This is a genomic window from Microvirga pudoricolor (assembly GCF_016892705.1).
In the GTDB taxonomy this organism is placed as follows: Bacteria; Pseudomonadota; Alphaproteobacteria; order Rhizobiales; family Beijerinckiaceae; genus Microvirga; species Microvirga pudoricolor.
In genome coordinates, this window is sequence record NZ_JAFEMB010000002.1 from 283490 (window position 1) to 297001 (window position 13512).

Sequence of the window (13512 nt, forward strand, 5' to 3'; positions counted from 1 at the left end):
CAGCCGCAGGCTCGGCAATAACGGAGAGGGAAATGCGTTTGAAACATCTGCTCGCGAGCGTCGCGATGAGCGCCACGGTCCTGGCGGCCACGGGCGCGAAAGCGGTCGAGATCGAATACTGGCAATACGTCTTCGAGACCCGCGTGAAGGCGATGGATCAGTTGATCCAGAAGTTCCAGGCGGCGAACCCCGACATCAAGGTCAAGCAGACCACCTTCCCTTATGCCGACTACCAGACGAAGGTGGCGGCCTCGATCATGGCGGGCCAGGGCCCTGACGTCGTGCAGCTCTTCTACGGCTGGACCGACAATTTCATCTCCGGAAAGATGATCCAGCCCCTTCGCGCCTCCGCTTTCCCGGCGGCCGACATCGAGCGTGATTTCTTCCCGATCGTGAGCGCCATGAAGCGCGGCAACGACTATTACGGCCTGCCCACCGCCGTGCGCTCGCTCGCCCTGTTCTACAACAAGAAGATCTTCAAGGACGCGGGGCTCGATCCCGCGAACCCGCCCAAGACCCTCGACGAGTTCGTCGCGGCGGCCGAGAAGACCGCCAAGCGCGACGGCGGCGGCAACCTCACCCAGGCCGGCGTCACCATGGACATGACGGGCCAGGATCACCAATGGTGGCGAGAGGTTCTGATCCGCCAGAACGGCGGCCAGCCCTACACGGACAACGACTCCAAGGTCGCCTACAACGACGAGGCGGGCCTGAAGGCTCTCACGTTCTACATCGATCTGCAGAAGACCAAGAAAGTCGGCCAGGTGGGCTTCATGGACGAAGGCCAGGCGGCGTTCCGCGGCGGCCTCGCGGCCATGACCATCGACGGCACCTTCCGCCTCGGCTCCTTCAACACCATCAAGGCGTTCGAATGGGGCGTCACGGAACTGCCCGCCAACGCGAAGGGCGAGCGCAGCAACTATGCCAGCTATTTCGCCAACGCCATCACCACGAAGGCGCAGGGCGAGAAACTGGCGGCCGCCGAGAAGTTCCTGGCCTACATTTCCTCGCCCGAGGCCATGAAGGTCTGGCTCGAGGTGGTAGGCGAGTTGCCGGCCCGGCGCGCCGCGGCGCTCACGCCCGAGAATCTCGCGAACCCGATTTACGGTCCGTTCCTCAAGGGCCTGGAATATGCCCACACCACCGAGTTCAAGGACGAGATGGCGCAGCGCCAGGTCGCCATCGACATGGTGAACCGTGTGCTGATCGGCGGCGAGACGCCCAAGGATTCACTTGCGAAGGCGGCAACGGCCGAGCAGGCGATCCTGGATCGCGCGGCCAAGCGCTGAGCGCTGGTCGATCCGCCCGCGAGGGCATCTTGAGGCAGACCCCAAGGAAAATCCCATGAGCGCAACGGGAACGGAGGCCGCCGCAGGCGGCCTCTGGTCGAGGCTGAGCCTCAGCCAGAAGCAAGTCCTTTGGGCTTGGGCTTTCCTTGCGGTGCCGGTGCTGTTCTATACCGTCATCCGTTTCTGGCCCACGGTCCAGGCCTTCTACCTGTCCGCGACGGACTGGAACGTCATGAGGCCGGCGAGCTATGTGGGCTTCGAGAACTATCGGCGGCTCTGGAGCGATCCCCTGTTCTGGCAGGTGTTTCGGAATACGTTCGCGTACCTGCTTCTCGGGACGCCGATCAGCCTCCTGCTCTCCTTCGTCGTCGCCTATTATCTCGACCGCGTGCGGTTCATGCATTCGTTCATCCGCGCCCTTTACTTCCTGCCGTTCCTCACGACGGCGGCCGCGATGGCCTGGGTGTGGCGCTGGTTCTACCAGCCGGTTCCCATCGGGGTCATCAACGACATTCTCGCCACGTTCGGCCTGCCGCAGCAGCCCTTCCTGCGTTCCACCACGCAGGCCCTGCCGGCCGTGCTGGCGCCCGCGATCTGGGCGGGCCTGGGATTCCAGATCATCATCTTCCTGGCCGGCCTGCGCGCCATCCCGTCCACCTACTACGAGGCCGCGCGCATCGACGGGCTGTCGGAAGGCGCGATCCTGCGCAAGATCACGATCCCGCTCCTCAAGCCGACGCTGGTGTTCCTGGTCGTGTTCTCGTCGATCGGGTTCCTGCGCATCTTCGACCAGGTCTACAACATCAACTCGAACGATCCCGGCGGCCCGCTCAACTCCACCAAGCCCCTCGTGCTGATGATCTACCAGACGGCCTTCAGTTCCTACGAGATGGGCTATGCGGCCGCGCAGACCGTGGTGCTGTTCCTGATCCTCCTGGTGATCTCCCTAGTCCAACTGCGCATCATGAGGGATCGCTGATGGCCGCCGCCCAATCCCTTCCGGCCCTGCCCATGAGCAAGGTCAAGCCTGGTCGGGTCGTCGCCTGGACGCTCCTGTTCATCGGTGGCGTCATCATGGTCACGCCCCTCCTTTTCATGCTGTCCACATCCCTGAAGGATGCCTCCCAGGTCTACGACCTGCGCATCGTCCCGGCGGCGCCGACCCTGGAGAACTACTGGCAGATCCTGGGCGACGGACGGTTCCTGCGCTGGCTCGCCAACTCGACCATCGTGGCGCTCTCCGTGACGGTCTCGAACGTCTTCTTCGACAGCCTCGTCGGCTACACGCTGGCGAAGTTCAGGTTCCGGGGGCGCTACATCGTCTTCGTGGCGATCCTGTCGACGCTGATGATCCCCACGGAGATGCTCGTGCTGCCGTGGTACCTCATGGCAAGCCAGTTCGGATGGCTCGATTCCTACTGGGGCATCATGTTCCCGGGCATGATGACCGCCTTCGGGACCTTCCTGATGAAGCAGTTCTTCGAGGGCGTGCCCGACGACTTCCTGGAGGCCGCGCGCATCGACGGCCTCAACGAATTCACGATCTGGTGGAAAATTGCGCTCCCGCTCGTCACGCCGGCTCTGTCGGCACTGGCTATCTTCACCTTCCTGGGAAACTGGACCGCCTTCTTCTGGCCCCTGATCGTCACCACGAGCGCCGAACTCTATACGCTGCCCGTGGGGCTCTCCAGCTTCGCGGTCGAGCAATCCATCCAATGGGAGAAGATCATGACCGGCGCGAGCATCGCCACGCTGCCGACGCTGATCATCTTCCTGTTCCTCCAACGCTACATCGTCCGCGGCGTCATGCTGGCGGGACTCAAGGGCTGAGCCGATGACCGCACCCCCTCCCTACGATCCTTCGACCTTCCCCGATCCGGTCTACAAGGAAACCGTGCTGCGCCCTCTCTTCGACGGTGCGAAAGACCATCATGTGGACGCGTTCCGAGCCATCGACCGCGCTCATCTGGTGATGCTTCACGAGACGGGCATTCTCTCCACCGAACAGGCAAGGCCCATCGCCGAAGCCCTTGTGGCGATCGACCGGGAGGTGGACCCGAAGGAATTGACCTATACGGGAGAGGTCGAGGACTTCTTCTTCCTGATCGAGAAGGAATTGCGCAAGCGCCTCGGCCCCGATCTTGCGGGACGCCTTCACACGGCCCGCTCGCGCAACGATATCGACCACACCCTGTTCAAGCTCGGGTTGAAGGACAGGATCGACCCGCTCCTCAAGCGTCTCCTGCATTTGGCCGAGACGCTCGCGTCCGTGGCCGAACGGGAGAAGAGCACTCTGATCGTGGCCTATACGCACGGCCAGCCCGCACAGCCCACGACCTTCGGCCACTATCTCTGCGCCGTGCTCGAAACGCTGCTGCGCGACATCGCCCGCCTGGAGGCCGCGCGGGATATCGTCGATCGCAGCCCGATGGGGGCCGCTGCCATCACCACGAGCGGGTTTCCCATCGACCGGCATCTGATGGCTCACCTGCTGGGCTTCAGCCAGCCGCTCCAGAACTCCTACGGCTGCATCGCGTCCGTCGACTACACGACGTCGACTTACGCGGCCATCGAGCTGACCTTCCTTCACCTCGGCCGCTTCATCCAGGACCTGCAGTTCTGGACGAGCTTCGAGGTCAGCCAGGTCTATGTGCCCAACGCCTTCGTGCAGATCAGCTCGATCATGCCCCAGAAGCGCAACCCCGTGCCGATCGAGCACATGCGGCACCTCGCCTCCCAAACCGTCGGCCGGGCCCACGCGGTGCTGACCATCATGCACAACACCCCCTTCACCGACATGAACGACAGCGAAGGCGAAAGCCAGGGCTTCGGCTATGGCGCCTTCGAGAGCGGCGGCCGCGTGCTCGATCTGCTGGCGGCCATCGTTCCGGCCCTTCAGGTGAACGAGGACCGCGTGCGGCAGAACATCCGCCGGAGCTGCATCACGATCACGGAACTCGCCGACAGCCTCGTGCGGCTCGAAGGCCTGTCTTTCCGCGAGGCCCATGAGATCGCCTCTGACGTGGCCCGGGCCGTCGTCAAGATCGGCGGCGACATCGCGACGGACGGATTCGACGCCTTCCTGGACGCCTTCGAGGCATGCGCGGGCCGGGCGCCCACCGTCGAGCAGGCCCGGTTCGCCGAGATCGTGTCCCCTGAGAACTTCGTGGCCGTGCGCGATCGCTTCGGCGGGCCCGCCCCCGAAGCGCTCTCCGAAGCGCTCGCGGGCTACGGCGAGACCATCGCGGGCATCCGCGACCGCATGCTCTCCGCTCAGGAGCGCGAGGCCGCGTCGGCACAGGATCTTCAATCCCGATTTTCCGCATTACTGGGAGCTCGCTGATGGCGACCATCGACATCGACCGACTGGTCAAAGCCTATGGGCGCACCCAGGTCGTCCACGGCATCGACCTGTCGATCCGCGACGGCGAGTTCGTGGTTCTCGTCGGGCCGTCCGGCTGCGGCAAGTCCACGACCCTTCGCATGATCGCGGGCCTCGAGGAGATCACCGGCGGCCAGATCCGCATCGACGGCCGGGTGGTGAATGAACTCCAGCCGAAGGACCGGAACATCGCCATGGTGTTCCAGAACTACGCGATCTATCCGCACATGTCGGTTGCCGACAACATCGCGTTCGGGCTGTATCGCGCCAAGCTTTCGAAGGCGGAGAAGCGCGCCCGCGTCGAGCAGGTGGCCCAGACCCTCGGTCTCACGCACCTTCTGGACCGCCGCCCCTCGGCGCTGTCCGGCGGCCAGCGCCAGCGCGTCGCCATCGGGCGCGCCATGGTGCGCGATCCGGCCGCCTTCCTGTTCGACGAGCCTCTCTCGAACCTCGACGCCCAGTTGCGCACGCAGATGCGCATCGAGATCAAGCGCCTGCACCACAAGCTCGGCACGACCTCCGTCTTCGTGACCCACGATCAGGTCGAGGCGATGACGATGGCCGACCGGATCGTGGTGATGCGCGACGGCCATATCCTCCAGGTCGGCACGCCGTTGGAACTGTACGAGAAGCCGGTCGACGTGTTCACGGCCCGCTTCATCGGGAGCCCCACCATGAACCTCCTGCCCGCCAACCTGCGGGAGGACAAGGCGGTCCTGGCGGGCGGAGGATCCGTTGCCGTTCCCCGAACCGTCGCTCCGTCCTCCGACATCCTCGTGGGCGCCCGTCCGCAGGATCTCGTTCCCGGTCCCGCGACCGATGGCGGCCTGACCGTCTCCGGCACCGTGGCCGTGGTGGAAACCCTGGGTTCGGAGACCCTGGTGCATCTCGAAGAGGGAGGGCAGACCGTGATCGGCTCGGCCCCAGGCCGGCAGATCCCCGCCATCGGGGAGCACCTGACCCTTCACGCACCCGCGGACCGCCTCTACTATTTCGACAAGGCGTCGGAAAAAGCGTTGGCGGCCCGATGACCGGCACGGCCGGCGCGCCCATCCTGTGCCTTGGGCGGACCTATTGCGACATCATCTTCACCGGCCTGCGCGACCTGCCCTCCCTGGGCCGCGAGCGCTTCGCCGATGACGTCGCCATCGCGGCCGGAGGCGGCGCCTACATCACGGCCGCACACCTCGCGGCGCTCGGGCGGCCCGCCATCCTGCTGACGCGGCTCGGAACGGACCTGCTGTCGAGGGGCATCCACGAGGAGATCCAGGCCAGCGGCGTGGATCACGCCTACGTGGAGCACTCCGAGGATGCGGGCCCGCAGCCCACGGTCGCCCTCGTGAAGGATCGCGAGCGCGCCTTCGTGTCCCGGCGCGCCGGGTTCTCCCGGCCCTCGACCTTGGAGCGCGCATTCGCGTCGTCGGGCGCCAAGCATCTCCACATCGCGGAATATGCCACTCTCAAGGACAATCCCGATCTGGTGGCCTTGGCTCATGCCCACGGCCTGACCGTTTCGCTCGACCCGAGCTGGGACGACGAGCTGATCCGTACAGGCTCCGGGTTCTTCGAAGCCTGCCGCGGCATCGACGTGTTCCTGCCGAACCTCGAAGAGGGCGAGGCCTTGACGGGCGAACGGGGGCATGCCCCGGTGCTCGAGGCGCTTCAAGAGGCCTTCCCGCTGACGGTTCTCAAGCTGGGAGCGGCCGGCGCCCGAGCCGCCCTGGGTTCCGCGCGGCATGCGGCCGCCGCCCCAGCCGTCCCGGTGCTCGACACCACAGGAGCGGGCGATGCCTTCAATGCCGGCTTCCTCCATGCCTGGCTGCAGACCCGCGACATCGGCCAAGGCTTGGCCTCGGGGATTCGCTCCGGCTCGCTTTCCGTTCAATCCGTGGGAGGTGCCCCGCCACGGCGCTCGGCTCCGGCAGCATGACCTGACGAGATCGGCATGTGATGCAGCGCACACATGGCTGGGTCGCGTTGTGAGAGGATGAACATGCGAGGTGACATCCCCATTTCGCTTTTGATGCGTTTCCTCCCTGACGCATCGTTCCTCTGGAGGGCTGTCCTGCCCCTCATAGACTTCAGGCCGCTGCCCCCAGCGGCCTTTTTCTTGCCTTCAGGGTTGTGCCCTGCCGCACGCCGCCAAGCTCCGACGAAGGTCTATAAGCTGAGCAGGAACCTAGGCGGTGAAAAGGTGTTGAATCGCCGGTTTCGTTCTCGTGGGCGTTGTAATGTTGGACCGATCCGAGCTGGTCTTGATTGTAAGGGACATCAGCCTTGCGGCGGCGGCCGTCCTCGGCGTCGCGCTGGTCCTGGGGGCCATGTCCTGAGAAGCGAGGTCAGCTCGCATCGGTCCGCATCGACCGTTTGACAGCCCATCCCGATCCAATGGTATAGCCTCTCTCACGAGAGACTAACCATGCCCTGGCATCCCACCGACCTCGATGATCGATCCCTCGCGCATCTCCTGGATGCCCTGACGGATAGCGGACAGGCGATCTCCATCTACGATGCGGACGATTGCCTTCGTTACGCCAACAAGACCTATTGGGACATCTTCATCAAGGACTTCGAGGGATCTTACAGCTTTTCCGACATCCTCCGCTACGGCGCCCGTCAAGGCATCGGAGTCAAGGTCGATGGGGGTGACGTCGAGGCTCTCATTGCCCGCACCTACCTGAGGCGGCGCAGCGACACGCGCAAATCCTTTGAGACCGACCTCCTGGACGGTCGGTGGTTCTGGATGGACCAGACGACCCTGGCGAACGGCTGGGTTTTGACGGTCGGGGCCGACATCACCGCCTTGAAGCACAACGAGAAGACGCTTCGGCATGCTCACGAGGAGGCGCTGCTGGCGTCTCGCACCGATCCCCTGACGGGCTTGGCCAACCGGCGGCATATCTTGGAGTTGCTGGACGAGAGCTTGGCGGCCAACAAGCTCTCGGGAGCGGGCCTCTGCCTGGCCGTGATCGACCTCGATTATTTCAAGAGCGTCAACGATACCTACGGTCACGACGCGGGCGACGTGGTTCTCCAGCACTTTGCCGACGGATGCGCGGACAGGCTGCCGCAGGGCCGGCTCGGCCGCATGGGCGGCGAGGAGTTCCTGATACTCCTGCCCGACGCACGCCTGAACGACGCCGTCCGGATCGTCGAGGATATCCGCGGCAGCCTGCCCCCGGTCAAGCTGATCGAGGGCGCCTTGGACCTTCCCTACACCTTCAGCGCGGGGGTTACGGAAGCGCTGCCCCACGACGACCGGACGACCATCCTCTACCGCGCGGACCGGGCGCTCTACGACGCCAAGGCAGCCGGGCGGAATTGCTCGCGCTTCAGCTTCGAGCGGGATCTGCTGCCCTGAAACGCCACGACCGGAGCCCTCGAGCGTCCAGCCCCTCACGAAGGGGCCGCGTCTCTCCGACGATCAATACCTTCCCAAAAGGAAGAAGGCGTTAACTCTTTGTTTACTATATGAAATGCAAACTATGGTAACCGAATGATGAACGCGTATCAGGCAGTGAGTTTTCAAGATGAACTATGACGGCGCAAACCGTGGCACGGATCATCGCCCTCTCGACCTCGACGTCCAACGCCATATCGGCAGCGAACTCCAAAACACCTTTAGCGAAATCGAAAAAGGCCCCCTGCCCGACCACCATGTAGAACTTCTCCTCGCTCTGCGCCGGGTGGAGCGCGAATTGCAGCGCGAGCAGAAATAGCCGCCTCCTGCCTTCTCGAGAAGCGACACGGGCGGCCTCATGCCCAGGGCGGTCTCAGGCCACGGCCGATCGCCCGGCAGGCACTGCCTTCAGAAATACAGCCAGCCCAGAACTGTCGGCACAGCAATCGTTGCGGCCCATCCATAGAGTCGGGCAGCAAACTTGAGGCTGAAATCAAGGTGATAGCCGTCATGATTCATAATAACGGTACATAACCACACGAAGTGAGCTTGTGTCCAGTTGGGCTTTTGTCCTACTCACCGCGCCGCGACGGGCCATTCCTCTTCGTCAGCGATCTCACGGGCGTCGGCGGCTGTGGGCCCGAGGCCGGGCCTCTTCCATGGGCCGATACACGATTGCCCCTTCACGGGACCCATGCCAATGTCCCCGCGTTCCCGTATCGGAAGGCGCCTGTGATGCGATCTGGATGGATGTTCGTCGCGGCCTCGGGCCTCGCCTGCCTGAGCCCGACTACTCCCGTCCGCGCCGAACCCTTCGTCGACAAGGCCGTGATTGTCAGCCGGCACGGCGTGCGTCCGCCCACCAGCCAGAAGGCGCTCGATCCGCTATCGGTCGACCCATGGCCGTCCTGGCCCGTCCCGGACGGTGATCTGACGCCGCGCGGAGCCACTGCGGCAACCCTCATGGGCGGGTTTTACAGAGCCCGCCTCGGCGAGTCCGGCCTCCTGGCAGCCGGATGTCCCTCCGCCGGCGAGGTCTTCGCCTGGGCCGACAAGTCGGAGCGCACCAAGGCCACGGCCAATGCGCTGCTGGAAGGCTTGTACCCAGGGTGTGGACTGAAGGCGGGATTCAACGCCAAAGAGGCCGGTCCTCTTTTCCACCCAATCGCGTCAGGTGTTGCGCCTGTTGACCGGGCCAAAGCGCAGGCCGAAATGATGCTGGCCCTCGGCGGAAGTTTTGAGGCCGCCAAGGAGCGCTACGCGGACGATTTCCAGCGCCTGGCCAAGGTCTTGCGCGGGCCGACCCCGAAGGCTTGCGCGAAGGCGAAGCTACAGGCCGGATGCTCCCTGGTCGACCTGCCCTGGTCCATCGCAACCGTCAGCAAGGGCCGTTCCGTGGCCCTCAAGGGTCCCCTGGACTGGGCCGGTACGGTCGGGGAGGTGGTTCGCATGGAATATGCCAACGGCTTTCCCCTGGACCGGGTGGCCTGGGGACGTGTGCCCGACGCCAATGCCGTGAAAGCCATTCTGGCACTCCACACGGCCTATTATGACGCGAGCCTGCGGATACCGGCCATCGCCCGGCCGAACGCATCCCAACTCCTGAATCAGGTCTCCTTGGCCTTGCGGCAGGACACGCCCCTCGCTCAGCCGGGCGGTCCACCCTCGTCGAAGCTCGTGCTCATCGTCGGGCACGACACCAACATCGCCACGATGCAGGCGGCCATGGGAGTCCGGTGGTCCCTGCAGGGCTATCCCGACAACGACACGCCTCCGGCCGGGGCCTACCTGTTCGAGCGCCTGCGCGATACCGCCACCGGTTCGTTCTCGGTGCGCCTGTCCTATCTGGCCCAGAACCTGGATCAGATCCGGAACCTGACGCCGCTCACGGGCGCATCCGCGGGCCCGGAGACGATTGCGCTCACCCTTGCGGGATGTCCGCCGGCGCCTGCCGCCTGCGGGCTTTCCGATTTCACGAAGGCCCTTGCGGCCGGGATCGACGCGAACGCCGTAGCCCCCGTTTCGTATCGACCGGAATCTCCGGGGCCCCGGAACTGAAGCCGACCTGTCGCGAGGCACATCCATGCAACTCTCCGATCTCGAAATGGTAGGCCGCCTGCTCCTGGCCGCCGTTCTGGGTAGCACCATCGGTTTCGAACGGGAGCGCCTGCTCTGGGCGGCCGGCCTGCGCACGCACATGCTCGTGGCGGTGGGCTCCTGCCTCATCATGATCGTTTCGGCCTTCGGCTTCTCGGATGTGCTCGGGACGCCCAACGTATCCCTCGACCCGTCCCGCATCGCCGCCCAGGTGGTCTCCGGCATCGGCTTCCTGGGCGCCGGGGCGATCCTGCTGCGCGGTGAGATCATCCGGGGCCTCACGACAGCCGCGAGCCTCTGGACGGTGGCGGGTATCGGGCTTGCGGTCGGAGGAGGCCTCTACCTGGCCGCAACGGCCGCGACCGTGATCATCCTGGTCATCCTCGTGGTCTTGAAGCCGCTCGAAGCTTGGTACAGGCAGAAGCGGCAGACGGTTCAGATCCAGATACAGGCTCAGCACGGCGCGTTCACGATCGACGCCGTGCGCCAGGCGCTCGGGTACCGCTCCGACTCCGTTCGCCAGTTCATCTCCTGCCAGCTGGACCAGAGCGATACCGATGAGATTACCGTCGCGTTCGAGCGCATTTCGCACGACGAAGCCATGCACATCGCCGAGCAACTCCGAAAGCTTCCCGCCGTGAAGACCGTCGCCCTCGTCTGACGCGGCCCGCCGATGACCTGCCCTTAAGGATCGCGCCTTAGGCTGCCCCGCATGAATCACAGTGGAGACATCGATTCCGGGAACGGTGCATTCGTTCAGTTTTCCGTTGGAAGGCGGCACGTCTATGTCTGGACGGAACGTGAGGAGGATGCGTGGCTCGCGCTGAGGCAACTCAGGCTCGAAGGGCGTGCGGGGGTCTACCGGTGGCAGGCGGAGCGGCAACCAGACGGATCCATCTTCGTTTGGGATGCCGTGAGTCTCGCCGGGCAGGCTAGCGCACGGCCACCGGAACGCGAACCAGATCCCGGTCCCAAGTGACCTTGCAGTCGCGCAGTTGATAGCGGGTCATGTAGAGATAGCCCGAGTCGCCGACATCCTCGAAGGACGGCGTTCGGGCGTCGGGATCGATGATCGACGGATAGAAATAGCTCGTCGAGGCCGGGCAAGGCCGACTCCAAAGCAGGCGCGCCTCCATCACGAGAGCCGGCGGACTCCAGGTCACGAGATCCCTCGAGACGGAGGCGAACATTCCTTCCGTGACGGACCCGTCCGGGCTGCGTCGCCTGTCGCCGAAGACGGCGATGACCGCCCCGGTCCCGCGATGCGTGGCGATCCCGCCGATCATGCGGCCGATCAGATGCGGCGCCACGGGCTCGCAGACGTGCTCCAAGGGGGGCTGACGCTCGCCCTGGAAGGGGTCGGTGAAAGAGACGGTGAAGGCCCTTCCGTCCCAAGCCCGCCATGACGCAGGATCGCCGAGGTCCTGCGTGCGGACCAGGCAGTTTCCGCGTTTCTGGCCGCGATAGGCATCGGCGAAGATGAAGGCGTAGTACCAACCGTCCCGCTCGATGATGTTGGTCGGATTGGAATATCCGACCCGGGCGGAACGATCCGTCGGAAAGCCATAGCCCAGCGTGGCGACGACGGGCGGCCTGTCGCCCTTGATCGGCTCGAAGAGGCGGCCGCCGTCCCGCGACACCAGGGCCGTCACCGTGTTGAGCAGACAAGGGCTGTAGCGGCCCGCGGGGCATTGGCCCGGCGTTCGATCTCCTCGCAGTTCGGTATGGGCCAGCGCATACACGGTTCGCCCGTCGCGGGTATGGACCCCTCCGATCCAGCTGAGGTCGTCGAAATCGGAGAGCCGCTTGGACTCCCGGCCCTCGTAGATGACGCCGCAACGGGGCTTCACGGCGCCCAAGGCCGGCCCGGCCATGAGCCTGTTGTCGTTGTGGCTGATGATGAGGTTGACGGTCCCCTGCGAGTCCTTGAACGCTCGCGCCGGGGCATCCGGAACGTTCGTTCGGACACACGCATCGCGAGACCAGTCGAAGACCGTCTCTACGTCTCCCGTCGGCACAATGCGCAGGGGAGAGCCCTCCCCGGCCCGCACCGCTCCCCAAACCAGGCTCGCTGCCACGAAGGCCGCGAGCCCGATGAGGGATCTTGCCTGCACGGCCATTAGGCCACCTTTCGCACCGGCTCTTCGACCTTTTGCATGACGTCGACCATCTTGTTGTCGACATTGTTCTCGACCAGGAACTGGCGCATCTCGCGATAGGTGTGATGATAGGCCCGGTTGAACTTGTCGAACAGGGACTGGTCCCAATATTGCTCCAGGCTGAATTCCTTGCCCGAGAACACGTCGAAGCTCGGGATCTGGAACGTTTCCGCAAACTCCACCGTACGGCTGTCGTACGTGAAGTAGATCGACGGCGTCCCATTGGCCAGCGCCATGAGATTGCCGTGCAGGCGATATCCCAGAACGAGATCCTTGTGCTGCACGAGGTCTTCGTAGTCGGCCACCACGTCGGAGTAGAACAGGCGCTCCCGGTGGAGCTTTTCCATGGTCTCGTCCAGGTACCAGTCGGCCACCCACTTATTCGCCCGGAGCGCCGCGAAAGCCTCTTCCCGTTGTTCCGGCGAGCCGAAGACGATCTTCTTCTCCTCGACCTCACCCTGAGCCATGAGAACCACATCGAACCGCTCGGCCAGATTCTTGACCAGGTCCCGGTGGAAGGTGAGGTAGCGCTCGATGTTCTGGGCGTAGGAGGGCGAAACCTCCCGCCGCATGGTGATGCCGGCTGTGCGGATCTTGTCCAAGGCGGGCAACTTGATCTGCATGTTCGGGTTGTTGCGCCGGAAGGCCGTGGGGCAGCCGATGATGCGCACGTTGCGGATGCCGAGATCCCATAGAACCTGGGCCGAGTACGCACCCCGAACGCCGATGGACGTCGTCGAATCCGCCATGAGCCTCAGGACCGTTTTGGTATCCTGGGACAGCTCGATCTTGCCCTTCACGGGAGCCTGAGCCCCGATGCCGAAGGCGATGACCGGGATCTTGAGGCGCTTGAGCACGCTCACGGCCTGATCCCATTGCATGTCGTTATGAACGTAGTTCGAGCCGCGCAGGAAGACGTAGTCGTATTCCTCGTTGATCCGGTCGATGTCGTCGAGCTTCGGCTCCATGATCTTCAGGGGGCTGAGCTTTTCGAAGTTGAGCAACTTGAGCGACGAATCGAACACGAAGGCGTCGCCGATGTTGTGGTAGTGGTTGATGTGGTTCTGGATGTCCTTGTAGCCGTACCAGCGCACATTGTCGTGGTCGTAGACTTCACCGGACGGGCTCATGACGAGAATTTTAGCCATGGGTTGATCTCCTGGTTCGATGGGATGGGTTGCGCAC

Annotated in this window: 12 protein-coding genes; 10 read left to right on the top strand and 2 right to left on the bottom strand. The window is 64.3% G+C overall.

Annotation, left to right across the window (positions count from 1 at the left end; all coding sequences use genetic code 11):
• The first annotated feature begins 32 nt into the window (after positions 1–32).
• From ILT42_RS10300 to ILT42_RS10345, 10 genes are all read left to right on the top strand, one after another.
• Positions 33–1289 (top strand): extracellular solute-binding protein, encoded by a 1257-nt coding sequence (locus tag ILT42_RS10300; RefSeq protein ID WP_204215503.1) that lies wholly within the window; start codon positions 33–35, stop codon positions 1287–1289.
• A gap of 55 nt (positions 1290–1344) precedes the next feature.
• Positions 1345–2268 carry a carbohydrate ABC transporter permease gene (locus ILT42_RS10305; RefSeq protein ID WP_204215504.1) on the top strand — a complete coding sequence of 308 codons (924 nt, stop codon included), beginning with the start codon at positions 1345–1347 and terminating at the stop codon, positions 2266–2268.
• The gene (locus ILT42_RS10310) at positions 2268–3119 is read left to right on the top strand and encodes a carbohydrate ABC transporter permease (RefSeq protein ID WP_204215505.1); all 852 of its coding nucleotides are present in this window, start codon (positions 2268–2270) and stop codon (positions 3117–3119) included. The genes ILT42_RS10305 and ILT42_RS10310 overlap by 1 nt, the downstream gene beginning before the upstream one ends.
• A gap of 4 nt (positions 3120–3123) precedes the next feature.
• On the top strand, positions 3124–4632 hold the full coding sequence (gene argH, locus ILT42_RS10315) for an argininosuccinate lyase (protein ID WP_204215506.1): 1509 nt from the start codon (positions 3124–3126) through the stop codon (positions 4630–4632).
• Positions 4632–5702, top strand: coding sequence for an ABC transporter ATP-binding protein (locus tag ILT42_RS10320; protein ID WP_204215507.1), 1071 nt, complete (start codon positions 4632–4634; stop codon positions 5700–5702). Before argH ends, ILT42_RS10320 begins: the two co-directional genes overlap by 1 nt.
• A complete protein-coding gene (locus ILT42_RS10325) occupies positions 5699–6601 on the top strand; it encodes a carbohydrate kinase family protein (RefSeq protein ID WP_204215508.1) in 903 nt (300 codons plus the stop codon). Before ILT42_RS10320 ends, ILT42_RS10325 begins: the two co-directional genes overlap by 4 nt.
• Before the next feature lie 489 nt (positions 6602–7090).
• Positions 7091–8032 (top strand): sensor domain-containing diguanylate cyclase, encoded by a 942-nt coding sequence (locus ILT42_RS10330; protein WP_204215509.1) that lies wholly within the window; start codon positions 7091–7093, stop codon positions 8030–8032.
• Between the two features lie 169 nt (positions 8033–8201).
• Positions 8202–8390 (top strand): hypothetical protein, encoded by a 189-nt coding sequence (locus tag ILT42_RS10335; RefSeq protein WP_204215510.1) that lies wholly within the window; start codon positions 8202–8204, stop codon positions 8388–8390.
• Positions 8391–8806: 416 nt separating this feature from the next.
• The gene (locus ILT42_RS10340) at positions 8807–10129 is read left to right on the top strand and encodes a histidine-type phosphatase (RefSeq protein ID WP_204215511.1); all 1323 of its coding nucleotides are present in this window, start codon (positions 8807–8809) and stop codon (positions 10127–10129) included.
• Positions 10130–10154: 25 nt separating this feature from the next.
• Positions 10155–10829 (top strand): MgtC/SapB family protein, encoded by a 675-nt coding sequence (locus ILT42_RS10345; protein ID WP_204215512.1) that lies wholly within the window; start codon positions 10155–10157, stop codon positions 10827–10829.
• Positions 10830–11100: 271 nt separating this feature from the next.
• Here ILT42_RS10345 and ILT42_RS10350 read toward each other — a convergent pair whose 3' ends face one another.
• Positions 11101–12288 carry a hypothetical protein gene (locus ILT42_RS10350; RefSeq protein ID WP_204215513.1) on the bottom strand — a complete coding sequence of 396 codons (1188 nt, stop codon included), beginning with the start codon at positions 12286–12288 and terminating at the stop codon, positions 11101–11103.
• Positions 12288–13475, bottom strand: coding sequence for a polysaccharide pyruvyl transferase family protein (locus tag ILT42_RS10355; protein ID WP_204215514.1), 1188 nt, complete (start codon positions 13473–13475; stop codon positions 12288–12290). The genes ILT42_RS10350 and ILT42_RS10355 overlap by 1 nt, the downstream gene beginning before the upstream one ends.
• Positions 13476–13512: the final 37 nt, after the last annotated feature.

Coding starts and splice junctions, on each gene's coding strand:
- ILT42_RS10345 (WP_204215512.1), top strand. CDS start 10,155: ATGCAACTCTCCGATCTCGAAATGGTAGGCCGCCTGCTCCTGGCCGCC.
- ILT42_RS10330 (WP_204215509.1), top strand. CDS start 7,091: ATGCCCTGGCATCCCACCGACCTCGATGATCGATCCCTCGCGCATCTC.
- argH (WP_204215506.1), top strand. CDS start 3,124: ATGACCGCACCCCCTCCCTACGATCCTTCGACCTTCCCCGATCCGGTC.
- ILT42_RS10310 (WP_204215505.1), top strand. CDS start 2,268: ATGGCCGCCGCCCAATCCCTTCCGGCCCTGCCCATGAGCAAGGTCAAG.
- ILT42_RS10355 (WP_204215514.1), bottom strand. CDS start 13,475: ATGGCTAAAATTCTCGTCATGAGCCCGTCCGGTGAAGTCTACGACCAC.
- ILT42_RS10320 (WP_204215507.1), top strand. CDS start 4,632: ATGGCGACCATCGACATCGACCGACTGGTCAAAGCCTATGGGCGCACC.
- ILT42_RS10300 (WP_204215503.1), top strand. CDS start 33: ATGCGTTTGAAACATCTGCTCGCGAGCGTCGCGATGAGCGCCACGGTC.
- ILT42_RS10350 (WP_204215513.1), bottom strand. CDS start 12,288: ATGGCCGTGCAGGCAAGATCCCTCATCGGGCTCGCGGCCTTCGTGGCA.
- ILT42_RS10305 (WP_204215504.1), top strand. CDS start 1,345: ATGAGCGCAACGGGAACGGAGGCCGCCGCAGGCGGCCTCTGGTCGAGG.
- ILT42_RS10325 (WP_204215508.1), top strand. CDS start 5,699: ATGACCGGCACGGCCGGCGCGCCCATCCTGTGCCTTGGGCGGACCTAT.
- ILT42_RS10340 (WP_204215511.1), top strand. CDS start 8,807: ATGCGATCTGGATGGATGTTCGTCGCGGCCTCGGGCCTCGCCTGCCTG.
- ILT42_RS10335 (WP_204215510.1), top strand. CDS start 8,202: ATGAACTATGACGGCGCAAACCGTGGCACGGATCATCGCCCTCTCGAC.